Origin of the sequence: Isoptericola sp. BMS4 (assembly GCF_011634835.1) — a bacterium.
Lineage (GTDB): Bacteria > Actinomycetota > Actinomycetes > Actinomycetales > Cellulomonadaceae > Isoptericola.
On the sequence record NZ_SIRP01000001.1, the window covers coordinates 163,668 to 186,686 of the forward strand.

Sequence of the window (23,019 nt, forward strand, 5' to 3'; positions counted from 1 at the left end):
GCGCGGAAACCCGACGAACAGAGACGCTCGGTCGGTGGGGCTACTGGTTGACGGCGAAGCCCTGGTCGTTGCCGAACGTCGCGGACTGCTCCTGCCACGCGGCGAGGCCGTCCGTCAGCGTCGTGCCGGAGACGTACGCCTGCCCGACCGTGTCGTTGAAGATGGAGTTCGCGTACACCTGGAAGGGCAGGTACTGCCAGCCCTCCGCGACCTGGGACGCCGAGTCGGCGAGCACCTCGTTGACCTTCTGCCCGCCGAAGTACTCGAACTCCTGCTCGCGGAACTCCGGGTCCTCGAGCTCGGCCGTCGTCGCGGGGAACGCGCCCTCGTCGACGCGGGTCGCGATGCCGTCGCCGACGGTCGCGTACTCCAGGAAGGCCCACGCCAGGTCGGCGTTCTCGCTGGCCGCGGGGACGGCGAGGGAGCTGCCGCCGTTCTCGGCGGTCGCCTGGCCGCCGTCCTCCCACTGCGGCATCGGGGCGACGGCCCAGTCGCCGGACGCGTCGGGGACCGAGGACTCCAGGTTGCCGCGCATCCACGCGCCGATGACGAGCGAGGCGATCGACCCGTCGGACAGCCCCTGGTACCACTCGTCGCTCCACGACCCGACGGGGGCCACGAGCTCGTCGTCGATCATGGTCTGCCACGTGTCGGCGAACTGCTGGGACCCGGCGTCGGTGAAGTCGATCGTCACGTCCGTGCCGTCCACCTGGTACGGGCGCCCGCCGGCCTGCCAGATGAGGCTCGTCGTGAAGCCGGCGTCGCCGACGTCGTTGGTGAGGTACGCCTTCGGGTCGGCCTCGTGGAGCTTGCGCGCCGCCTCGACGTACTCGTCCCACGTGGTGGGGACCTCGATGTCGTACTTGTCGAAGACCCGCTTGTTGTAGAAGAGGGCCATCGGGCCCGAGTCGGTGGGCAGCGCGTGGACGCCGCCACCCTGGGTGACGGCGCCCCAGGGGCCGGGCGTGAAGGTGCCGTCGAGCTGGTCGGCGCCGTAGGCGGTGAGGTCGGTGAGGGCGTCGGACAGCGCGAACTGCGGCAGGGCGTAGAACTCGATCTGCGCGACGTCGGGCACCCCGTCGCCGGCGGCGATCGCGTTCTGCAGGGCGGTGTACTGGTCGTTGCCCGTCCCGACGTTCTCGAGGTTGACGGTGACGTTCGGGTGCTCGGCCTCGAAGTCCTTCGCGACGGACTCGAGCGTCGGGTCCCACGCCCAGACGGTGATCTCGCCGCCCTCCTCGAGCGCGGACGCGGCGTCGGCGGTGGCCTCGCCGGAGTCGGCGGGGGCGTCGGCGCCGCCGCTGCAGGCGGCGAGCGGGACGGCGAGAGCGCCGGCCGTGAGCGTCGCGGTGAGCGCGCGGCGCCAGGGGGTGGAGCGTGCCATGAGGGGTCCTCTCACTTCTTCGTCAGACGGATGGGGTCGAGCGGACGGGGTGGGGTCATTCCTTGACGCTCCCGGCGGCCAGGCCGGACTGCCAGAAGCGCTGCAGCAGCAGGAAGGCGACGACGAGCGGCACGATCGTGAGCAGCGACCCGGTGATGACGAGGTTGAAGATCGCCTCGCCGCCGGCGGTGGCGGCCTGCGCGTTCCAGGCGTTGAGCCCGAGCGTCAGGGGGTACCAGGACGAGTCGCGCAGCATGATCAGCGGCAGGAAGTAGTTGTTCCAGGTGGCGACCATCGTGAACAGCAGCACGGTGACGATCCCGGGGGCGAGCAGCGGCAGGCTGACGCGGAAGAAGGTGCGGAACTCCCCGGCGCCGTCGATGCGGGCGGCCTCGAGCAGCTCGGTGGGGATCGCCTCGGCCGCGAACGTCCACATGAGGTAGAGCCCGAACGGGGAGATCAGCGACGGGATGATCACGGCCCACGGGGTGTTCGTGAGCCCCATCTGGCTGAACATGAGGAACGTCGGCACGGCGAGCGCCGTGCCGGGCACCGCGACCGCACCGATGACGACGGCGAACACGCCGCGCTTGCCGGGGAAGTCGAACTTCGCGAGGGCGTAGCCGCCGAGGATCGCGAGGAACGTGGCGCCGCCCGCGCCGACCACCACGTACAGGACGGTGTTGGCGAGCCAGCGCACGAAGACGCCGTCGTCGTACGTGAGCGTGGTGGCGACGTTGTCCCACAGGGCGAAGGAGTCGCCGAACCAGAGGCCGAAGGAGCTGAACAGGTCGCCCTGCGTCTTGGTGGCGTTGATCAGCAGCCACACCAGCGGGATCAGCGAGTAGACCAGCACGATCGCGGTGAGCACCGTGAGCAGGGTGCTGCGGCGCGGTCGGGCGGACGGGACGCGAGGCGTGCGCAGGCGGGGCGCCGGACGCCGGGCGGCGGCGGGAGCGGCGGGGGTCGCGGTGGTCACGGCGCTCAGGCCTCCTTGCGCATGCCGCGCAGCTGCACCACGTAGGCGATCACCATGGTGATCAGGCCCATGATGATGGCGACGGTCGCGGAGTAGTTGTACTGCTGGCCGGAGAACGACAGCGAGTAGGCGTACAGGTTCGGGGTGAACGCCGTGGTGATCGCGTTCGGCGCCAGCGACTGCAGGATGCTGGGCTCGTTGAAGAGCTGGAAGCTGCCGATGATCGAGAAGATCGTGGCGATGACGAGCGCACCGCGGATGGCGGGCAGCTTGATCGCGCCGATGACGCGCCACTGCCCGGCGCCGTCGATCTCCGCCGCCTCGTACAGCGAATGCGGGACGACCCGCAGCGCGGCGTAGAAGATCAGCATGTTGTAGCCGACGAACTCCCAGGTCACGATGTTGCCGATCGACGCCAGCACGAGCCCGGGCGACAGCGGGTCCGGCAGGCTGATCCCGAGGGCCTCGTTGAGGTTGCCGACCAGGCCGAACCGGGTGCCGTACATGAAGCCCCACATCAGCGACGCGACGACGGCGGGCACCGCGTAGGGCATGAAGATCGAGATGCGGAAGAAGCTCTTGCCGTACAGCCGGCCGGAGTCGATCGCGAGCGCCACGAGCAGGGCGATGCCGAGCATGATCGGCACCTGCACGACCAGGAACAGCGAGACCCGGCCGAGCCCCTCCCAGAACTGCGGGTCGCTCATGGCGCGGGCGTAGTTGTCCAGGCCCACGAACGTGGTGCCGCCGACCATCTGGGTGCGGAACACCGACAGGTACAGCGAGTAGACGATCGGCGCCAGGAAGACGAGCGCGAAGACCGCCATGAAGGGGCCCACGAACATCCACCCCGTCCAGCGCCGGCGGCTGCGGCGGTGGACGACGGTGGGCGTGCTCGCCGTCGTCGGCGGGGACGTCGTCGTCATGACACTTCCTCGATCTCCCTCAGGATGTTGACGTCAACATCGCGCGTCGCGGTGATCGATGTTGACGTAAACATGGACTAGGGTGATCGTGCACCGTGGCCGAGCGGACGTCAACCCCGAGCACCCGCCGGTGCCGGATCGAGACCGCACCGAGACCACGGCCGAGGCAAACCGTGCAGGAGGACAGCGTGGCCGAACCGACACCGACCGTCGAGGACCGGCCCGACGCGCCCCGCGGCGGGCAGCGAGGACCGGCACGGCGCGTGTCCATGGCCGACGTCGCGCGGCGCGCCGGGGTCTCGACGCAGACGGTCTCGCGCGTGTCGAACGGACAGCCGAACGTCGTGGAGTCCACCCGCCGCCAGGTGCTCGACGCCATGCGCGAGCTGGGCTACCGCCCCAACAGCGCCGCCCGCGCGCTGCGGTCCGGGCGCTTCCGCACCATCGGCGTCATCCTGTTCACGCTGTCCACCACCGGGAACATGCGCACCCTCGACGCCGTCGCCACGTCGGCCGCCGCCGAAGGGTACGCCATCACCGTCATCCCCCTCGAGGCGCCCACGCAGGACGGCGTCAACGGCGCGTTCACCCGCCTGGGCGAGCTCGCCGTCGACGCCGTCATCCTGCTCATGGAGGTGCACCTGCTGGACGCCGCGAGCGTCTCGCTGCCCACCGACGTGCCGGTCGTCGTGGCCGACTCCGACGCGGGCGACCGCTACCCCGTCGTCGACACCGACCAGGCCGCCGGGTCGCGCGCCGCGGTGCGGCACCTGCTCGGCCTCGGGCACGAGACCGTGCTGCACCTCGCGGGGCCGTCCGACTCGTTCGCCAGCCAGCGCCGCGAGGACGCCTGGCGACGCACTCTCGTCGACGCGGGCCGCCCGGTGCCCGACGTCGTGCACCGCGGCGACTGGTCGGCGTCGTCGGGGTACGAGGCCGGGCGCGCCATCGCCCGCACGGACGCCACCGCCGTCTTCGCCGCCAACGACCAGATGGCCCTCGGGCTGCTGCGAGCCCTGGCCGAGGCGGGCAGGCGGGTGCCGCAGGACGTCAGCGTCGTCGGCTTCGACGACGTGCCCGACGCCGTCGCGTATCCCCCGCCGCTGACCACCGTGCACCAGGACTTCGCCGAGGTCGGACGCCGGTGCGTCGCCGGCGTGCTGCACCAGATGGCCGAGCACGACGCCCCCCGGGGCACCACGCTCGTGCCCACCCGGCTCGTCGAGCGGGCGAGCACCGCCCCGCCGCCCGCTCCGGGAGCGGGTGCGTCCCGGCCGACCGCCGAGGCCGGCTTCCTCGACGACCGCGACCAGGGTGTCGCCGAGGAGCGCGAGCCGCTGTAGCAGCACGCGGCGCAGGTCGAGACCGAGGGAGCTCTTGATGACCACGACGCACGCCACGACGACGGTGCGGGCAGCCGCCACCGCCGTCCTCGCACTGGCGCTGGCCCTGCCGGCCGCCACCTCTCCGCCGTCGGCACGGGCGGAGACCACGCCCGACGCCCCGTCCGCCGCCGACCCCCTGACCACCGTCGTCCCGAAGCCGCAGTCCTGGACCCCGGGCGAGGGCGAGCTGCGTCTCGACCCGTCCGTCCGGTTCGTCGTCGACAAGGACACGGCCGACGACTGGACCGCCGTGCCGGGGATGACGGCGGAGTCCGACCCGCAGGTCGGCACCCGCACCCTGCGCCAGGTGGCCCGGGACGCGGCACCCGACGTCGAGGCCGTCACCGGCCTGCGGGTTCCCGTGACGGTCGCGGACAGCGAGGACGCCCGAGGCATCCGGGTCGCGCTGGACCCCGACGCCGCGGCGGAACCCGAGGGGTACCGGCTGGAGATCGGCCGGGAGGTCCGCATCACGGCGCCCACGGCGGCCGGTGTGTACTACGGCACCCGCAGCCTGCTGCAGCTGCTGCGGGCGAGCACGGACCAGCGGACGCTGCCGGCCGGTGTGGTCGAGGACGCGCCGGACACCGGGATCCGTATGAACACGGTGGACGTGTCGCGCGAGTACTGGGAGCCGCGCGAGGTCGAGGACGTCATCCGGCAGATGGGGTACCTCAAGCAGAACTTCCTGGTGCTGCACCTCGACGACGCCGAGGGGTTCCGGCTCGACAGCCCGAAGTACCCGGGCCTCGCCGAACCGGACTACAGCTATGACAGGAAGACGATCGAGCGGCTCGACCGTCTCGCGAAGGCTCACCAGGTCCAGCTCGTGCCCGGCTTCGAGTTCCCGGCGCACGTGTCGCCGAAGTCCGCGTACTTCCACGTCGGGATGGCGGACGGCCCGCTGGACGCCGAGCCCGGGTTCGGCGAGCGCGACACCGGCGCCACCCCGGAGAACTCCTGCGCCGGGTACTCCTATGACCACCTCACCGACGACTTCACGTTCAACGTGATGAACCCGAGGGCGCTGCGCGTCTCCCAGGAGATGCTGGACGAGTTCATGCCGTGGTTCTCCTCGCCGTGGGTGCACCTCGGGGGCGACGAGATCCCGCCGAACCTCGCCGAGTGCCCGGCGCTGCAGGCGTTCATCGACAGGTCGCCGGAGCACTCCACGATCGGCGACGTCGCCGTCGACTTCCTCAACACGCTCAACGAGCAGGTCACGGCGGCCGGCCGCAGGTCGATCATCTACGACGGCTCGGAGGACGACACCGTGCAGGTGCCGCTGGACCGCGACGTCGTCGTCATGGACTGGACCGGCGACGGCACCGCGCCGCACCTGGACGGGTACGACAAGATCGTCGCGAGCGGCCACCCCTTCTACCTCGTGCCCGCCCGCGACTGGTTGCCCGAGGAGGAGCGCATCGCCCGCACGTGGGAGCCGCCGACAGACCCCACCGTCCTCGGCTGGGGCATGCACGTGTGGGGCGACGACCTCGGCTGGGCCCAGGGACAGTGGATCGAGAGCCTGGCGCTGCGCCCGCGCGCCGTCGTCGCCGACCGGCAGTGGAACACCGCGCAGCGCAGCGAGGCCGAGTTCGCGGCGTTCGGCGACCGGCTCGACGCCGTGGGCACCGCGCCCGGGTACGTGGGGGTCGTCCTGCCGGAGCACACGACGGACGGCCGGCCGATCCACCAGTACGTCATGGGCCCGAAGTTCCCGCCCGGCACCTACGACGCCCACACCGAGGCGAGCCGCCGCGGCATCCAGGACGTGTGCGGGCTGAGCGGGATGACGCCGCTGTTCGTCGACACGACGACCGTCGAGGTGCCCGGCGAAGGCTGGACGAAGCAGGTGGACTCCGACGGCTACTGGTTCGGCGCGCCGGACCTGCCCGGCTCGTGGAGCCTGACCACCCGGTTGCGCCTGGCCGACTCGCCCATGGTCCTGTCGAACCTCGACGGCTCGGCCCGGGTCGCCCTAGGCCCCGACGGAGCCGCCGTCACCGGCGGCGGCACGAGCCGGACCATCGCCGCCGACGTCCCGCGGGACACCTGGGTGGACCTGGCCCTGGTGAGCGACGGCCACACGGTCACCCTGTTCGTCGACGGCGCCGAGGCCGGCTCGGTGGAGAGCACCGCTCCCCTGCCGCGCACCCGGCTGCAGGGCCCGGTCGGGCTCGCCGAGCTCGACCTGTACGCCCAGGCGCTCGACGCCGAGCAGGTCGCCGCGGCGCGCGACGCCCGGCCCGAGGCGGGCTGCCAGGCCTGAGCCCGGTGCGACAGGCGGTGGCGCGCTGCGCTCGGCGCGTCGCCGCCCGCCGTCGGGTCGGCTCGCCGGTGCACCGGCGAGCCGAGGACCTGGGAACGCCGCCTCCTACGCCACCAGCCGGCTCGTGAACCCGGCGTCGACGAGGCGGTCGTACGCATCATGCACGGCGGCAGGGACCTCCACAGGAACGGCGAACCCCTTCTCGGCGTACACCCACAGCCGCTGCATGCTCGGCGACACCGATGTCGTGGCCACCGAGCGCGGCCCCGACGTCAGTAGGACGTCCGTCGTCCGGGACCTGATGGAATTCCCAGAGGACCTGCGCATCCCGCCTCACCGTTCGCGTGACCATGGCCGCCAGCCTGGCAGGCGACGGCGCACCCGCGTGGACGCCGTGGCACCCTCACGGGCTACTTTGGGGGCATGGCGCCAGGACCGGTTCCTCTTCACCACGAGGCCGTCGACATGCTGCACGACATACTCACACCGGGCTCGGACCGGCTGGCTCATGCGCTCGCCGTGGGTCGCCGGGCGCAGGGCGTCGTCGCTGCTCACCAGTTCCCGCACCCGGACCTGGTCGTCGCCGCCGCGTACCTGCACGACGTCGGCTACGCGGCGGCGGCCACCGACACCGGCATGCACCAGCTCGACGGCGCTCGCTACCTGCGTGGGCTCGGATACGAGGTCGACCTGTGCCGACTCGTCGCGCATCACACGTTCGCGCTGGTGGAAGCACGGAACAAGGGCCTCGACGGGGCGCTCGAGGCGGAGTTCCCGCGCCCATCCACCCCCGACCTGGACGCCGCGCTCGACGTCGTGTCGTTCTGCGACCTCACGACGTCGCACACCGGCGAACCGGTGACCGTCGACGAACGGTTCGCGGGCATCTACGACCGTTACCCCGCGGACCATGTCGTGACGCGCACGATGCGGGAGGTCGAGCCGCTCGCGCGCCGGGCGGTCGAACGCGTCCGGGTGAGGGCTTCCCTCAGCTGAGCCACGGTGCACGCCGGTGCTCGTCTCCGAGCGGAATGTCGGACGTCGCTACCCTGGACGGCGGAGGCACGGAGCGACCCGCCGACGAGAGGGGAACGCGTGGTCGACCGGAACGAGCACCTGCGCCGGAGGCGGGAGGCCGTCCCGTCACCGTCGGGCAACGGGTGGCCGATGACGCGCGCCGAGCTCGCCGAGGCCGTCAACCGGTACCTGTGGCGCACGACCGGTCAGCAGGCCTGCCTCGACGCCGCCACTCTCGCACGCTATGAGCGCGGGCAGATCCGGTGGCCTAATGCGAAGGACTGCGAGCCGTGCTCGGGGCCGGATCGGACGCCGAACTCGGATTCCGACCGACCCCCCGTGGCCGCACCTCGGCCCCCATCTCCGACCCGGCCTCCTGGGCCTCGGCGCCCCAGCAGGCCGAGACCGCGGTCGAGTGCCCAGACGGCACCATCGGCGCACTGCGCCGAGCCCTGTTGACAGGAATTCCCGGCCCTCGCCGACCGTATGACACCGGTGATGGCACGGCACAGAAACAGCACGTCGCCGCGGCCTTCACTGCCTTCCAGGACGGGCACTACGAGCGGGCGGTCGCGCACGCGACCGAAGCCATGTACGGCCTGAGCCCCGGATCGGAACCGCATGTCAGGGCGCTCGCACACCAGATCGCGGCGATCATGCTGACCAAGGCCTCTCACGCAGACATCGCCTGGGTCGCCGCCGAGCGCGGCATTCTGGCCGCCGAGGCCGCTGACGACGCCCGTCTCCGACTCTCGCTCCTGCGCACCGCCGCCTTCGCAATGGCCGTGGCGGGCCACCATGGCGACGCCCTCACCAGCATCGCCGCCGCCATCGACTCCTTCCGGTCCGGGATGGCACGTAGCTCGGCATCCGCGTCCGTCTACGGCACCATCCTCCTGACCGGTGCCGTTCTCGCAGCCGGCCACGGCGAACCGCGACTCGCCGCGACCTACCTCGACGAGTCTCAACATGCTGCCGATGCCGTCGGGACCGATCGCAACGACCTGTGGACCGCGTTCGGACCGACCAACGTGGCCATCCACTGTGCGAACGTCGCCGCCGCGCTCGGCGACATGGATACGGTTCTGTCCGTCGGAGGAGGGCTCGACGTCGGTCATCTCCCGGTCGAGCGCCAGGTTCGGCTACATCTGGACGTCGCCCGAGCCAGCCTGGCCGTCGGGAAACCCGAGGACGCGCTCGCGACGCTGGTTCGGGCGGAGACGACCGCACCGTCGCAAGTCCGCAACCACCGCATCACGAAGGACGTCGTGAACCGATTGGTCGCCACCGCCCCGCGGCGGCCCGGTGCCGCGCTCACCCGGCTCGGGCACCTTCTCGGTGTGCCGGTGAGCTGAGGACCTGACGCACGCAGGCCTCTACGCGACCAGCCGGCTCGTGAACCCGGCGTCGACCAGGCGGTCGTACGCATCACGGACGAGGGCAGGAACCTCCACTGGAACGGCGAACCCCTTCTCGGCGTATACCCACAGCCGCTGGGTGTCCCCGACCAGCATCGTCAGAACCCGATGCTCATCCCCGATGTGCTCGATGTAGTCGTGCAGCGACAGCCATCTGGCCGAGCACACGAGTTCGAGCTCCGGCCAGACCTTCCTCGCCGTCGCCCACGCCCGTCGCTGCTGGTACGGGCGACTGATGATCGTCGCGGACTCCGGTTCGACGCCGTCGCGAAGAAGCCGCTCCTGCGTCAACGTGACGTTCTCACTGGTGTTCGTCGCCCTCGGCTCGATGATCATCGCGTCCGTGGGGACCCCGAGCTCCTGCGCACGCTCGGAGAAGTGAACCGCCTCCCCGCGCGGGAATCGTTCCACCGTCGTGGGCGCGTTCGCCCCAGTGAAGACCACGACCGGAAAACGCTCCTGGCGATACAGCTCTGCTGCATGCTCAGCCACGCCGATGTCGTGGCCACCGAGCGCGATCCCGACGTCGGTAGGACGTCGGTCGTCCGGAATCTGATGGAAGTCCCAGAGGACCTGCGCATCCTGCATCACCGTTCGCGCAGCCATGGCCGCCAGTCTGGCACGCGACCATGGACCCGCGGTCCTTCGAGGAGAGGACCGGCCCATGCCGGCGCAGATTGCCCTGCCGCGGCTCTCTGAATGCCCTCCACGCAGGAGTGATCGAACAGGACAGTGGTGCGTGGACGGATCACGGCGTGACGGCGCGCACGGAGCGCCCGCCGCACGAGGAGGAGAACCCGATGAGACTCAGGAAGAAGGACTGCGAGCCGCTGGCCCGGGCGCTCGACGTCGTCGTCGAGACGCTCACGACGGTCGGCTCCGAGCGGATCGCGCAGGTCACTCTGACGCGCGGACGCATCTGCCTGCAGCCGGCCGACCTGTCCGAGGGCGAGCGGATCGCCACGACACTCGGCTGCGACGTCCCGCTGGACCACCGGATGATCGCCCCCGGGTTCACCGACTGGTCCGGGGAGCGTGACGGGCTCGAGCTCCATGTGCGCGGCGCGCTGCGGGACCCGGTCGGGGCGCCGGCATGACCGGCACCGGTGCGACCGCCGGAGCGCTCGTGGCGCGGATCCGCGCCCTGGCCGACGAGATCCACCCCCGCACCTATCCGGTGGCCGTCCGCGTCCGTCTTCGCGGGACCGGCCCGGAGCTGGCGTCGTGCGAGATCTGGACCGGGGACGCCGACGCCCTGTGGGTCCGCCGGGCCGACCTTTCCGCCGCCGTCGGGCGCACCCTGCTCGACCTGGAGCGCGCCCTCGCGGCCGCGGGCTTCGCCTACGGCCGCACCGAGGACGGCCGCGCGAGGTACCGCTACGACGAGGGCACCTACACGCTCGATCTCGCCCGGCCGGGTCGCTGATCCGTCGCCACGCTCCGGCCGGAACCGCCGAGGTCGTACCGCCGGTCGTCCGGTCGTACTCCGCGCGTACGACCGGACGACCTGCGGTACGACCTCACGACCGGCCGGCGCGGGAGCGGTGCGCCTCGGCGACGGCGAGGCGGCCGACCCCGACGACGCCGGCGTCGGCGCCGTTGACGGCGGCCTCGATGGTGAGGCGGCCGGTGGCGATGGGGTGCGAGCCGTCGTAGACGCGGCTGCGGACGGCGGCGATGAACGGCTCCACGGCGGACAGCGCGCCGCCGAGGTAGACGGCGCCGGGGTTGACGAAGTTGACGATGGTGCACAGCACGGCGCCGAGGTAGCCGCCGGCGGCGCGGACGAGGGTGGTGACCTCGGGGTCGCCGTCGTTCGCCAGGTCGACGACCTCGGCGGTGGTGGTCACGTCCGAGCCCCGGGCCTGCAGGAGGCGCACGATCCCGGCGCCGGAGGCGACGGTCTCCAGGCAGCCGCGGTTGCCGCAGGAGCAGGGCGTGGCGTCGGCGGCGTCGACGCGGGTGTGGGTGATGTTCCCCGCGCCCGCCGACCACCCGTGGTAGACGTGCCCGCCGACCACGAGGCCGCTGCCGATCGCGGTGCCGGCCTTGATCGTGACGGAGTCGAAGTCGTGCTCGGCCCGGGCGTAGTGCTCGCCGAGGGCGATGGCGTTGGCGTCGTTCTCGACGACGGCGGGCACGCCGGCCTCCTGCTCCAGCAGGTCGCCCACGGGCACGTCGTTCCAGCCGGGCATGCGGGACGCCTGCACGATGGAGCGCCGGTGGTGGTCGACCGGGCCGGGCAGGGCGAGCCCCACCCCGGCGATCGAGCGTCCCCGCGCCATCACGGCCCACTGCTCCCGGATGCGCGCGAGCGTCTCGACCGGGCCCTGCGCGACGTCGACCTCGATCTCGACGACGTCGACGAGGTCGCCGGACAGGTCCAGCAGGGCGGTGCGCGCGTGGTGGCCGCCGACGTCGGCGACGGCGACGCACTCGCCGTCGTCGCGCACCCGCAGCGCGCGTCCCGGGCGCCCGCCCCGCGAGGGGGCGAGCTCGCCCTCGAGCAGCACGCCCGCCTCGACGAGCTGCCCCACCCGCAGGGACACGGTCGAGGGGGCCCACCCCAGGAGCCGCGCGAGGTCGGCGCGGGTCGCGGCCTGCCCTGTCGCCACCAGCTCGATGATCTCCGCTGACACTCGGCCCTTCTTTCGTACGCGAACGAAGTGGTGGTGAGCATATGCGCTCCGGTTCCGCCGCAACAGCCAGGTAACCCCACCGATACTTTGCACTACAACCAGAGTCTAGTGTTCAATGCCGTCGAAACGTCCGTCAGCATTGGAGCTAGGCATGTCCCGTTTCTCCTCCGCGGTCCGACGCACGGTGTGCGCGACCGCCGCCACCACGGTGGCGCTCTCCCTGGCCGCCTGCGGTGGCGGCTCCACCGGCGACACCACCTCCTCGACCGGCGGCGAGTCGGTCGTCAACTACGCGCTGCCGCCGAACGCCACGCCCAACTGGATCCTGCCGATCGGCACCCCGGGCACGCTCGCGACCCACAACGTCTCCATCCAGAACACGCTCTGGCCGCGGCTCGTCGAGTTCAACGGCAGCCGCGGCGACGACGTCACGCTCGACGAGCAGGCGTCCGTGGCCGAGTCGATCGAGTACTCCGACGACGGCACGCAGGTGACGGTCACCCTCAAGGACATGCACTGGAACGACGGCGAGCCCGTCACGTCCCGCGACGTGGAGTTCTGGTTCAACCTGGTCAAGGCCAACAAGGACCAGTGGGCGTCGTACTCCGAGGGCCGGATGCCGGACGACGTCACCGCCGTGGAGACTCCGGACGAGAAGACCGTCGTCCTCACCCTCGACCAGGCCTACAACCAGGACTGGTTCACCTCCACGCAGCTCACGCTCATCACCCCGCTGCCGCAGCACGCGTGGGCGAAGACCTCCGACGACGCCGAGCCCGGCGACGGCGACCGGGACCCGAAGGAGGCCCGGAAGATCTTCGAGTACCTCACCGGCGCCGCCGAGGACGTGTCCTCCTACGCGTCGAACCCGCTGTGGCAGGTCGTCTCCGGCCCGTTCGAGCTGTCCGGGTTCGCCACCAACGGCGAGGTCGAGCTCACCCGCAACGACGCCTACGACGGCGACGACGCGGCGCAGTCCGAGCAGGTCAACCTGCTGCCGTTCACCAGCGGCGACGCCGAGGTGAACGCCGTGCGCGCCGGCTCGGTGGACTACGGCTACATCCCGACGTCGGCGCTGGCCGAGAAGGACCAGTACACGTCGCTCGGCTATGAGGTCGTGCCGTGGAACGGCTGGTCCGTGACGTACATGCCGTACAACTTCCACAACCCCGACATGGGCGCCGTGTTCTCGCAGCTGTACGTGCGCCAGGCGCTGCAGCACGCCGTCGACCAGGAGAGCATCTCCGAGGCCGTCTGGCGCGGCGGTGCCGAGCCCGGCTACGGGCCCGTGCCGCAGAACCCCGCCACGGACTACCTGTCCGACGTGCAGGCGGACAACCCCTACCCGTTCGACCTGGACGCCGCGAAGACGCTGTTCGCCGAGCACGGCTGGACGCCCGGCGACGACGGCGTGCTCACCTGCACCTCCCCCGGCACCGGCGACGACCGGTGCGGCGAGGGCGTCGACGAGGGCACCCGCATGGAGGTGTCGTTCCTCGTCCAGAGCGGCTCGCAGGAGACCGACAACCAGTTCGCCGAGATCCAGTCCGCCCTCGAGCAGGTCGGGGTGCAGGTCCGGCTCGACAAGGCACCGCTCAACCAGGTGCTGTCGCGCACGGTGCCCTGCGAGCCGGGCGACGACGAGTGCTCGTGGCAGCTCAGCTTCTTCGGCACGGCCGGCAGCTGGTACTTCGGCGCCTACCCGACCGGCGAGCGCATCTTCGGCACCGGCGGCACCGCGAACTTCGGCAGCTACTCCAACCCGGAGGCCGACCGGCTCCTGGAGGACGCCGTGCTGTCCAACGAGACCGGCACGATGGCGGACTACTCGGCGCTGCTCGCGAAGGACCTGCCCGTCATGTGGCTGCCGAACCCCGTGTACCAGGTGTCCGTGATCGCCGACGGGCTGACCGGCACCACCCAGGACCCGGGGGCGAACTTCTACCCCCAGCGCTGGGCCTGGGCGGACTGAGGAGACAGACCCGATGACCACGACCACGCGCGGATGGGCGCGCTCGCCCCTGCTCCACTACGTCCTGCGCCGCACCGGCCAGGCCCTGCTCGTCGTCCTGCTCGTGACCGTGGTGGTCTTCCTCCTCCTGCAGGCGCTGCCCGGGGGCCCCGCGCGCGGGGTCCTCGGGCAGACGGCGACGCCCGAGCAGATCGCGGCGTTCAACGCCGCGAACGGCTTCGACGACCCCCTGCCTCAGCAGTACCTGGCGTTCCTCGACCGGCTGCTGCACGGCGACCTCGGCACGTCCTACGTGATGAACATGCCGGTGGCCGACGCCATCGGCGAGCGCCTGCCGAAGACGCTGCTGCTCACGGTGCTGTCCCTCGTCGTGGCCGTCGCGGTCGCCCTGCCGCTCGGGGTGCGGCAGGCGGCCCGGCGCAACTCGGCGTTCGACTACTCGACGACGACGCTCGCCGTCGTCCTCTACTCCACCCCGAGCTTCTTCCTCGGGCTGCTGCTCGTCATCGTGTTCTCGCAGTGGCTCGGCGTTCTGCCGGCGCTCGCGCCGCAGGGGCAGACGGTCGCCGAGGTGCTGGCCGAGCCGAAGGCCCTGGTGCTGCCGGTGCTCACCGGCTCGCTCGTCGCGGTGGCGACGTTCAGCCGGTACGCGCGCTCGTCGACGATCGACAACCTCGCCGAGGACTACGTGCGCACGGCACGGGCCAAGGGCACGAGCGAGCGCGCCGTGCTGCGCCGCCACGTGGTGCGCAACTCCCTGACCCCGGTCATCGCGATGCTCGGCTACCAGGTCCCGGTCGTGTTCGGCGGCGCGCTCGTCGTCGAGCAGCTCTTCAACTACCCCGGCATGGGGCTGCTCTTCTGGAGCTCCGCGCAGGCCAGCGACTTCCCGGTGCTGCTGGGCTGCGTGCTGGTCATCGCGGTCGCGACCGTGGCCGGCTCGCTCCTGGCGGACCTCACCCAGGCCGCCGTCGACCCGCGCACCCGAGGAGGGCTGCGATGACGACCACCCCCGCGACCACCGGCACGACCGACATCGTGCCCGGACCGCCCACCGCCGCGCCGCGCGGCCGCGGGCTGCGCCGTTTCCTCGCCAACCGGATGGCGGTCGTCGGCCTGGCGATCCTGGTGCTGCTGGTGCTGTTCAGCGTCCTCGGCCCGCTGGTGTACCCGACCGACCAGGTGCACACCGACCTGGCGAACGCGAACCTCCCGCCGGGCGCCGGGCATCCGCTCGGCACCGACGCCGTCGGCTACGACGTGCTCGGCCGGCTGATGATCGCCGGGCGGGTGTCGCTCGTCGTGGGCCTCGCCGCCGGCATCCTCGCCACCCTCGTCGGCACCCTGTGGGGCGCCGTCGCCGGGTACGTCGGCGGCTGGGTGGACGCCGCGATGATGCGCGTGGTCGACGCCGGCATCGCGATCCCGGCGATCTTCCTGCTGCTGGTGGTCTCCGCGATCACCCGCCCCTCGGTGCCGCTGCTCGTCGTCGTCATCGGCCTGGTCTCGTGGCTGGTCCCGGCCCGGCTGGTGCGCGCCGAGGCCGTCTCCCTCAAGACCCGCGAGTACGTGCTCGCGGTGCGGGCCGGCGGCGGCACCCACGGGCGCGCCGTCCTGCGCCACATCGTGCCCAACACCGTGGGCACGGTGGTGGTCAACGCGACGTTCCAGGTGGCCGACGCCATCCTGCTCGTGGCGTACCTGAGCTACCTCGGCATGGGCGTGCAGCCGCCGTCGACCGACTGGGGCGCCATGCTCAGCTCCGGCATCTCGCTGGTCTACTCCGGGGCGTGGTGGCTGATCCTGCCCGCCGGCCTCGCCATCGTCGCCGTCGTGTGCGCCTTCAACTTCATCGGCGACGGCCTGCGCGACATGCTCGACGTGAAGGGACGACGCTCGTGACCACCGCACCCCCGAACTCTCCGGCCACCCTGCGCATCCGCGACCTGCGGGTCGACTTCGCCTCGGAGGGCGGCACCGTCGAGGCCGTCCGCGGCGTGACGCTGGACGTCGCCCCCGGGCGGGTGCTCGCGCTCGTCGGCGAGTCCGGCTCCGGCAAGAGCGTCACCGCGATGTCGGTGCTGCGGCTGCTGCCGCGCACCGCGCGCACCACCGGCACGATCGGCGTCGGCGACCAGGATCCTCTCGCCCTGGACGCGGCGGGCCTGCGGACGCTGCGCGGCGGGCGCGTGGGCATGGTCTTCCAGGAGCCGATGACGGCGCTCAACCCGAGCATGCCGGTCGGCGCGCAGGTGGCCGAGGCTCTGCGCAACCACGGCGTCGCCGCCGCCGCGGCCGACGAGCGCGCCGTGGAGCTGCTGGAGGAGGTCGGCATCCCGGACGCGCGGGCGCGGTCCCGCCGGTACCCGCACGAGTTCTCCGGCGGGCAGCGCCAGCGGGTCGTCATCGCGATCGCGATCGCGTGCGAGCCGGAGCTCATCATCGCCGACGAGCCGACCACCGCCCTCGACGTCACGGTGCAGGCCGAGATCCTCGACCTGCTGCGCCGCCTCGTCGTCGGCCGCGGTGCCGCGCTGTTGCTCATCACGCACAACATGGGCGTCGTCGCCGACATCGCGGACGAGGTGTGCGTGATGCACCACGGTCTCGTGGTGGAGCACGGGCCGATCGCCCGGGTGCTCGCCGAGCCCGAGCACCCGTACACGCGGCGGCTGCTCGCCGCGGTGCCCGTGCTGCCGGAGCCCGCGCTCGACGCGGTGACGGAGGCGGACGAGGTCGTCGAGGCCGCCGCGCCCGGGGAGGACGCGGCCCCCGACGCCCTGCGGCTGCGCGGCGCGTGCGTCGACTACGGCCGGGGCGTGCGCCGCTTCCGCGCCGTGCACGGCGTCGACCTCACCGTCGGGCCGCGGGAGATCGTCGGCGTCGTCGGCGAGTCCGGCTCCGGCAAGTCCACGCTGGCCCGCGCCGCCGTCGGCCTCATGCCCCTCAGCGAGGGCGAGGCCGTGGTGCTCGGCGAGCACCTGCGCGGGCACGGCCGCCGGGTGCGGGCGCTGCGGGCCCGGGTCGGCATCGTGTTCCAGGACCCCGCCGGGTCCCTGGACCCCCGCATGACCGTCGGGCAGTCGGTGGCCGAGCCCTTCCGCATGCACCCCGCCGTCGCGGGCCGCCCCGGCCCGGCGGAGCGGCGGCGGCGCGTCGCCGAGCTGCTCGACGCCGTCCGGCTGCCCGCCGGCACGATCGACCGGTTTCCCCACGAGCTGTCCGGCGGGCAGCGGCAGCGGGTCGCGCTCGCCCGGGCGCTCACGCTGCGCCCCGGCCTGCTCATCGCCGACGAGCCCACCTCCGCGCTCGACGTGTCCGTGCAGCAGCAGGTGCTCGACGTGCTGCGCGACGTGCACGCCGAGTTCGGGTTCGGGTGCCTGTTCATCAGCCACGACCTGGCCGTCGTGCACGCCATCGCCGACCGGGTGGCGGTGATGCGCTCCGGCGAGATCGTCGAGCAGGGCCCCGCCACGCAGGTGCTCGTCTCGCCGCGGCACGAGTACGCCCGCCGCCTCGTGACCGCCGTCCCCTCCCCCGACCCGGCCGAGCAGCGCCGCCGCCGCGAGCTGCGGCTCGCCGCGTCCTGACCCCCGCTCCCCGCCCCACCAGCACCGAGACCCAGGAGCTCCCGTGAGCACCCGACCCCGCATCGCGATCGCCGGCACGGCGATCGAGTCCTCCGCGTACGCCGCGCACCGCGCCGGGCACCGCGACTTCCGCACCCTGTCCGGGGACGACCTGCTGGCGCGCTACCCGTTCCTCGCACCCGGCGAGCCGCTGCGCGAGGCCGCCGAGTGGCTGCCCGTGTTCGACGCCCGCTCCATCCCGGGCGGCGCCGTGCTGCCCGAGGTGTACGCCGAGTTCCGCGACCGCATCGTCTCCGGGCTGCGGGCGCTGCACGAGGACGCGCCGCTGGACGCCGTCTACCTCGACCTGCACGGCGCGATGTCGGTGGTGGGCATGGACGACGCCGAGGGGGACCTCGTCGCCGCGATCCGCGACGTCGTCGGCCCCGAGCCGCTGATCGGCGCCACCATGGACCTGCACGGCAACGTCTCGCCCCGGTTCTTCGAGCAGGTGGAGCTGCCCACCTGCTACCGGCTCGCCCCGCACGAGGACGCGTGGGAGACCCGCGAGCGCGCCGCCCGCAACCTCGTGGACCAGTGGCGCACGGGCACGCGGCCCGTGCGCGCGTGGGTGCCGGTGCCCATCCTGCTGCCCGGCGAGAAGACGTCCACGCGCGTGGAGCCCGCGCGCAGCCTGTACGCGTCGATCGCGGACGTGGAGGCCCGCGACGGCGTGCTCGACGCCTCCCTGTGGATCGGGTACGCCTGGGCCGACGAGCCGCGCTGCCACGCGAGCGTCGTCGTCACCGGGTCCGCGCCCGACGTCGTCGCCGCCGAGGCGGAGGCCCTCGCCCGCCGCATGTGGGACGTGCGCGACGACTTCGCGTTCGTCGGCCCGCCCGGCAGCCTCGACGACGGCGTCCGCGAGGCGCTGGCGAGCACCGAGCGTCCGTACTTCATCAGCGACTCCGGGGACAACCCGGGCGCGGGCGGCACCGGCGACGTCACCTGGACGCTGACGCGCCTGCTGGCCATGCCCGAGCTCACCGGGCCGGGCGCCCCGCTGACGTACGTCGCGTCGATCTTCGACGCCGCCGCGGTCGAGGCGCTCGCCGCGCACGCGCCCGGCGACGCCGTCGACGTGACCGCCGGAGCCCGCGTGGACGACCGGGTGTCCGGGCCCGTGCGGATCACCGGCACGCTCGTGAGCCTCACCGACGGCGACCCGGACGCCGGCCGCATCGCCGTGATCGCCGTCGGCGGCCTGCGGGTGATCGTCACCGAGCACCGCAAGGCGTTCCACGACGTGGCGGACTTCGCCGCGATCGGGCTGCCCGTCGCCGACGCCGACGTCGTCGTGACGAAGATCGGCTACCTCGAGCCCACCCTCTACGACGCCGCCCGCGGCTGGACGCTCGCGCTCACGCCGGGGCCGGTCGACCAGGACCTGGTGCGCCTCGGCCACCGCCGCATCCAGCGGCCGATGTTCCCCTACGACGCGTTCGACACCGACCCGGACCTCACCGCCCGCGTGATCGCGCCCCACGACGGGGCGCCGCGGCGGACGCGGGACGAGGCCACCGCGTGACCGAGCCACGACTCCTGCTCGGGATCGACCTCGGCGGCACCTCGACCAAGCTGCTGCTGGAGACGGACGACGGCACCACGGTCGACCGCGCCCAGGTCGCGACGCCCCGGGGCCCGGCGCTGGCGGACGACCTGGTCGCCGCAGTGGTGGGCTTCCTCGGCGGGCGGGCCGTCGCGGGCGCGGGCCTGACGGTGCCGGGCCTCGTCGACCCGGACGGCACCGTGCTGGCCTGCGTCAACCTGCCGTGGATCGAGGGCCACGACCTGGGCGCGCGGCTCGCGGGCGTCATCGGCGCCCCGGTGCGCACCCTGAACGACGGCGAGGCCTCCGCCGGCGCCGAGGCCCTGCGGGGCGCCGGCCGCGGCCACGACGACGTCTACGTCGTCGCGCTCGGCACCGGGATCGCCGGCAAGCACGTCGTCGGCGGCACCGTGCAGCGCGGCGCGCACCTCGCGGCCGGGGAGATCGGCCACCTCAGCCTCGACCCGCACGGGGCGCCGTGCTCGTGCGGGCAGCGCGGCTGCCTCGAGACGTTCATCGGCGGGCCGCACCTGGTGCGGCGGTGGCACCAGGCGGGCCAGGGCCGGGCCCGGGACGCGGTCGCCGCCGGGACGGACCCGGACCCCGGCGCGCAGGCCGTCGTCGACGCCGCGCGGCAGGGCGACGCCGCGGCCCGGGACGTCGCCGCGACCGCCGTCGACGCCCTCGCCGCCGTCCTGCTCGGCGTGGTCGCGACGCTCGACCCCGGCCTGATCGTGATCGGCGGCGGGCTCGCGCAGGCGGAGGACGTCATCGTGGCGCCCGCCCGCGACGCCGTGCGCCGACGGGCGACGTTCCACCACGTGCCGCCCGTCGTCACGGCCGAGCTCGGCCCCTGGGCCGGGGCCGCCGGCGCGGCCCTCGCCGCCCGCGCCGTCGTGGACGACGAACCGGCCGGGGTGCTCACGCCGTCGACGTGACGCGACCAGGCTCCGACACCCGCCGGCCGGCCGCCCACCGGGCCAGCGCCGCCGCCCCGGCGCCCGCGGCGACGAAGATCGCGCCCAGCGCCAGCCAGCCGGGGGTGCCGAACCGGATCGGCAGCGCCGTGACGACGATCGGCGCCGCCATGGCCGCGAGGGCGTACCCCGTCTGCGAGAGCCCCTGGTAGGACCCGGCGCGCCGGGTGTCGGCGAGCTCGAAGGCCATGCCCCACCCGCCGGCCTCGGACAGCACCTCGCCGAGGGAGTGCGCGGCGGCGGCGAGGACGAGGAGGACGGTCGCCGCCACGAGGCTCCCGTGGCCCGCCGCCGCGTACAGCACGCACGCCACCGCGAGCAGGAGGGCCCCGCGACGGACCGCCCGCCCGGCGCGCGCGACGTCGTCCGTCCCCCGCGACGCCCGGACCTGCAGCAGCGCGACCATCACCGTGTTGACGACGAGCAGGCCGGAGACGACGGCGGTAGGCGCGTCGGTGGTGGCGACCCACAGCGGCACGCCGACCGTCATGACGCCGAACTGCATCGCGACGACCGCGTTGAGCACCACCGACGCCACGTAGGTGCCGTCGCGCCACACGGGACGTCGCGGCTCGTCGGTGCGCTCCCCCGTCGTCGCGCCGCGGGGCGCGTCGGCGAGCAGCCGGGCGGCGAGGTCCGGCACCCGGCGCGGCAGCCGGACCAGCGGCACGACCGCGCCGAGCAGCAGCACCGCCGTCACGACCATCGCCGTGCGGTAGGCGGCCGCCGTGCCGAGCACGAGCGCGAGCGCCGCGGCCAGCGTGCCCAGCCCGATGAACACGTTCATCACGACGCGCAGCCGGGCCCGCACCGCGACCCGCTCGGGTCCGGTGAACCAGCGGGCCAGCAGCGCCTGGCGGGCCGTGGAGTGCACGCCGCGGGCGCCCACCGCGACGACGGCGACGAGGGTGAACGCCGGCGCCTGGTCGGTGAAGGTGTAGGCGGCGAGCGCGAGCGCCTGGACGGCCACGCCCCACACCTGCACGCGGTGCGCGCCCCACCGGTCCGACCAGCGGCCGGCGAGGAACGCCCCGACGACGCCCGCCCCGCCGGCGATCCCCAGCCCCAGGCCGACCGTGCCCGCGGAGAGTCCCACGACGCGCGTGAAGTACAGCGCGGACACGGCGTAGAAGATGCCGTTCGACGCCGCGAGCGCCATCGTCGAGAAGGTCAGGGCCCGGGCCACGGGGTCGCGCGGGAGCAGGGTGTCGATCACGGGCACCAGTACGCCCCGGCTGCCCGCGGAGGCGAACTGATGAAGGAATATCCTTCATCGGGTGGGGTGGATGCACTACGAGCTCGCGGGCATGGACCTGGCCGACGTGCGCTTCGCGGTGTCGCCGCTGAACGAGCTCACGCTCTCGCTGCGCACGTGGCGAGACCCGGGCCGCTTCCCGGTGCACCTGCCGTGGCTGCGCCGTACGCAGGAGGCGCGCGACCGGCTCGACGTCGAGGTCCTCACAGCCCTGACGAACGACCTCATGTGGACGCCCGACTTCCTCAGCCAGCGCCCGCGCGGCCCGCTGACCCGGCTGGACGACGAGCTGGCCCTGGTCGAGGCGGTCCCGGACGACGTGGTCGCGGCCGGCCTCGCCACCGTCCACCCGCAGGGCCTCCCGGCACCGCTGCGCGGCCCCGTCCCCCAGGTCCGCCGGCGGATCATGACGGCGCTCGCGGACTACTGGGACGCCTGTTTCGCACCGTCCTGGCCCAGGATGCGCGCCGTGCTGCAGGCCGACGTCGTGCACCGCGGGACCGTCCTGTCCGCGGGCGGCGCGGGGGCGATGTTCGGCTCCCTGGCGGAGCGGGTGTCCTTCGCCGACGGGGTGGTGAGCGTGCGGCTGACGACCCACCGGCTCGACCTGCACCGCGCCACGTCGGGGGTAGGGCTCACGCTGGTGCCCACCCTGTTCACGCGGGCCGCGTCATGCCCCATCTCGCCCCACGAACCGCCGATGATCATGTACGGCAGCCGCGGCACCGGGACGCTCTGGCAGCCGGACCGGCAGGCGCTCCAGGACGCGGCCGGCGGCGCCGTCGCGGCGGTCCTGGGCCGCGTGCGGGCCGGGCTGCTCACGGCGCTGGAGCACCCGGCGTCGTCCACCGAGCTGGCCGGCCGCCTCGGCGTGAGCACCAGCGCGGTGAACCAGCACCTGCGGGTGCTGCGGGACGCCGGGCTGCTCACGTCCGCCCGCGCCGGGCGCTCGGTGCTGTACCTGCGCTCGGAGGTGGGCGATGCCCTCGTCGGCGGGGCGCGGCGCTGACCGGGCACGCCGTGCCGGTCAGGACTGGCGGTCGGAGCGTCTGCCGAGGTGAGCGTCCAGCACCTCGCGCGCCCAGGACGCGTCGGCGTCGGGGTCCTGCCGCACGACGTGCAGCGCGAGGCCGTCGACGAGGGCGTGCACCTCGCTGACGGTGGCGGGGTCGGACGGCGCGCCGGTGAGCGCGGCGAGGGCGCGAGCGCAGACGTCGCGCACGGCGTCCTGCGCGGCGCGGTGCGCCTGGCGCAGCGTGGGGTCGGTCATCGCGGCGGTGCCGAGGGCGAGGTAGACCTCCATCTCGGTGCGGCGCTCGGCGTCGAGCGGGAGCAGCTCGGCGAGCACGCCCCGCGCCCACTCCTCCCCCGTGCCGGGGACGGCGTCGACGCGCTCGCGCAGCCGCTCGAGGACGAGGGCGACGGCCCGCTCGCGCACGCTCGCCACGGTGGGGAACGTGTAGCGCAGCGAGCTCTGCGGCAGGCCGGCCTCGGCGGCCACGTTGCGCACGGACAGGGCACCGAGACCGTCGCGGACGAGCACCCGCCACGCCGCCTCCGACACCTGGCGCCGGCGTTCGTCACGGTCGAGTCGTTGCGGCACGAGCCCATGTTCGC

21 protein-coding genes are annotated in these 23,019 nt (G+C 73.3%); 13 read left to right on the forward strand and 8 right to left on the reverse strand.

The window, feature by feature from the left end; genetic code table 11:
- Positions 1-40 precede the first annotated feature (40 nt).
- From EYB28_RS00735 to EYB28_RS00745, 3 genes are read right to left on the reverse strand one after another with little or no spacing between them, the layout of a single operon-like run.
- Complete coding sequence (locus EYB28_RS00735; protein ID WP_166844009.1) at positions 41-1,384, reverse strand: ABC transporter substrate-binding protein; 1,344 nt, start codon at positions 1,382-1,384, stop codon at positions 41-43.
- 55 nt (positions 1,385-1,439) lie between these two features.
- Complete coding sequence (locus EYB28_RS00740) at positions 1,440-2,372, reverse strand: carbohydrate ABC transporter permease (RefSeq protein ID WP_166851449.1); 933 nt, start codon at positions 2,370-2,372, stop codon at positions 1,440-1,442.
- The gene (locus EYB28_RS00745; protein WP_166844011.1) at positions 2,369-3,289 is read right to left on the reverse strand and encodes a carbohydrate ABC transporter permease; all 921 of its coding nucleotides are present in this window, start codon (positions 3,287-3,289) and stop codon (positions 2,369-2,371) included. Before EYB28_RS00745 ends, EYB28_RS00740 begins: the two co-directional genes overlap by 4 nt.
- A 269-nt stretch (positions 3,290-3,558) precedes the next feature.
- Between EYB28_RS00745 and EYB28_RS00750 the strand changes: the two genes are divergently transcribed.
- A complete protein-coding gene (locus tag EYB28_RS00750) occupies positions 3,559-4,632 on the forward strand; it encodes a LacI family DNA-binding transcriptional regulator (RefSeq protein WP_166851452.1) in 1,074 nt (357 codons plus the stop codon).
- Between the two features lie 37 nt (positions 4,633-4,669).
- A complete protein-coding gene (locus tag EYB28_RS00755; protein WP_166844013.1) occupies positions 4,670-6,946 on the forward strand; it encodes a family 20 glycosylhydrolase in 2,277 nt (758 codons plus the stop codon).
- 105 nt (positions 6,947-7,051) lie between these two features.
- Here the strand turns inward: EYB28_RS00755 and EYB28_RS00760 are convergent, their stop codons facing one another.
- Positions 7,052-7,201, reverse strand: a complete 150-nt coding sequence (locus EYB28_RS00760; RefSeq protein WP_166844015.1) for a hypothetical protein — start codon at positions 7,199-7,201, stop codon at positions 7,052-7,054.
- A gap of 168 nt (positions 7,202-7,369) precedes the next feature.
- Between EYB28_RS00760 and EYB28_RS00765 the strand changes: the two genes are divergently transcribed.
- Together EYB28_RS00765 and EYB28_RS00770 are read left to right on the forward strand one after the other, a co-directional pair.
- Positions 7,370-7,942: an HD domain-containing protein gene (locus tag EYB28_RS00765; protein ID WP_205710802.1), complete on the forward strand. Its 573-nt coding sequence runs from the start codon at positions 7,370-7,372 to the stop codon at positions 7,940-7,942.
- 311 nt (positions 7,943-8,253) lie between these two features.
- A complete protein-coding gene (locus tag EYB28_RS00770) occupies positions 8,254-9,318 on the forward strand; it encodes an XRE family transcriptional regulator (RefSeq protein WP_166844017.1) in 1,065 nt (354 codons plus the stop codon).
- A gap of 21 nt (positions 9,319-9,339) precedes the next feature.
- Here EYB28_RS00770 and EYB28_RS00775 read toward each other — a convergent pair whose 3' ends face one another.
- Positions 9,340-9,987 carry a YdcF family protein gene (locus EYB28_RS00775; RefSeq protein WP_205710803.1) on the reverse strand — a complete coding sequence of 216 codons (648 nt, stop codon included), beginning with the start codon at positions 9,985-9,987 and terminating at the stop codon, positions 9,340-9,342.
- A gap of 194 nt (positions 9,988-10,181) precedes the next feature.
- Here EYB28_RS00775 and EYB28_RS00780 point away from each other — a divergent pair, with 194 nt between their 5' ends.
- Both EYB28_RS00780 and EYB28_RS00785 read left to right on the forward strand, forming a co-directional pair.
- The gene (locus EYB28_RS00780) at positions 10,182-10,478 is read left to right on the forward strand and encodes a hypothetical protein (protein ID WP_166844021.1); all 297 of its coding nucleotides are present in this window, start codon (positions 10,182-10,184) and stop codon (positions 10,476-10,478) included.
- Positions 10,475-10,807, forward strand: coding sequence for a hypothetical protein (locus EYB28_RS00785; protein WP_166844023.1), 333 nt, complete (start codon positions 10,475-10,477; stop codon positions 10,805-10,807). Before EYB28_RS00780 ends, EYB28_RS00785 begins: the two co-directional genes overlap by 4 nt.
- A 94-nt stretch (positions 10,808-10,901) precedes the next feature.
- On the opposite strand, the gene EYB28_RS00790 is transcribed toward EYB28_RS00785, so the two are convergent.
- Entirely contained in the window at positions 10,902-12,020 is a 1,119-nt protein-coding gene (locus EYB28_RS00790) for an ROK family transcriptional regulator (protein ID WP_166844025.1), read from the reverse strand.
- Positions 12,021-12,171: 151 nt separating this feature from the next.
- Here EYB28_RS00790 and EYB28_RS00795 point away from each other — a divergent pair, with 151 nt between their 5' ends.
- From EYB28_RS00795 to EYB28_RS00820, 6 genes are read left to right on the forward strand one after another with little or no spacing between them, the layout of a single operon-like run.
- Complete coding sequence (locus EYB28_RS00795; RefSeq protein WP_166844027.1) at positions 12,172-13,992, forward strand: peptide ABC transporter substrate-binding protein; 1,821 nt, start codon at positions 12,172-12,174, stop codon at positions 13,990-13,992.
- A 13-nt stretch (positions 13,993-14,005) separates the two neighbouring features.
- Positions 14,006-14,995 carry an ABC transporter permease gene (locus EYB28_RS00800; RefSeq protein ID WP_166844029.1) on the forward strand — a complete coding sequence of 330 codons (990 nt, stop codon included), beginning with the start codon at positions 14,006-14,008 and terminating at the stop codon, positions 14,993-14,995.
- Complete coding sequence (locus EYB28_RS00805) at positions 14,992-15,894, forward strand: ABC transporter permease (protein ID WP_166844031.1); 903 nt, start codon at positions 14,992-14,994, stop codon at positions 15,892-15,894. The genes EYB28_RS00800 and EYB28_RS00805 overlap by 4 nt, the downstream gene beginning before the upstream one ends.
- Positions 15,891-17,582 (forward strand): ABC transporter ATP-binding protein, encoded by a 1,692-nt coding sequence (locus tag EYB28_RS00810; RefSeq protein WP_166844033.1) that lies wholly within the window; start codon positions 15,891-15,893, stop codon positions 17,580-17,582. Before EYB28_RS00805 ends, EYB28_RS00810 begins: the two co-directional genes overlap by 4 nt.
- Before the next feature lie 43 nt (positions 17,583-17,625).
- On the forward strand, positions 17,626-19,149 hold the full coding sequence (locus EYB28_RS00815) for a M81 family metallopeptidase (RefSeq protein WP_166844035.1): 1,524 nt from the start codon (positions 17,626-17,628) through the stop codon (positions 19,147-19,149).
- Positions 19,146-20,108 (forward strand): ROK family protein, encoded by a 963-nt coding sequence (locus EYB28_RS00820; protein WP_166844037.1) that lies wholly within the window; start codon positions 19,146-19,148, stop codon positions 20,106-20,108. Before EYB28_RS00815 ends, EYB28_RS00820 begins: the two co-directional genes overlap by 4 nt.
- Here the strand turns inward: EYB28_RS00820 and EYB28_RS00825 are convergent.
- Positions 20,092-21,363: an MFS transporter gene (locus EYB28_RS00825; protein ID WP_205710804.1), complete on the reverse strand. Its 1,272-nt coding sequence runs from the start codon at positions 21,361-21,363 to the stop codon at positions 20,092-20,094. The two genes, EYB28_RS00820 and EYB28_RS00825, sit on opposite strands and share 17 nt — an antisense overlap.
- Before the next feature lie 70 nt (positions 21,364-21,433).
- Between EYB28_RS00825 and EYB28_RS00830 the strand changes: the two genes are divergently transcribed.
- Complete coding sequence (locus EYB28_RS00830) at positions 21,434-22,411, forward strand: DUF5937 family protein (RefSeq protein WP_166851461.1); 978 nt, start codon at positions 21,434-21,436, stop codon at positions 22,409-22,411.
- An 18-nt stretch (positions 22,412-22,429) separates the two neighbouring features.
- Here EYB28_RS00830 and EYB28_RS00835 read toward each other — a convergent pair whose 3' ends face one another.
- The gene (locus EYB28_RS00835) at positions 22,430-23,005 is read right to left on the reverse strand and encodes a TetR/AcrR family transcriptional regulator (protein ID WP_166844039.1); all 576 of its coding nucleotides are present in this window, start codon (positions 23,003-23,005) and stop codon (positions 22,430-22,432) included.
- Between the last annotated feature and the right edge of the window lie 14 nt (positions 23,006-23,019).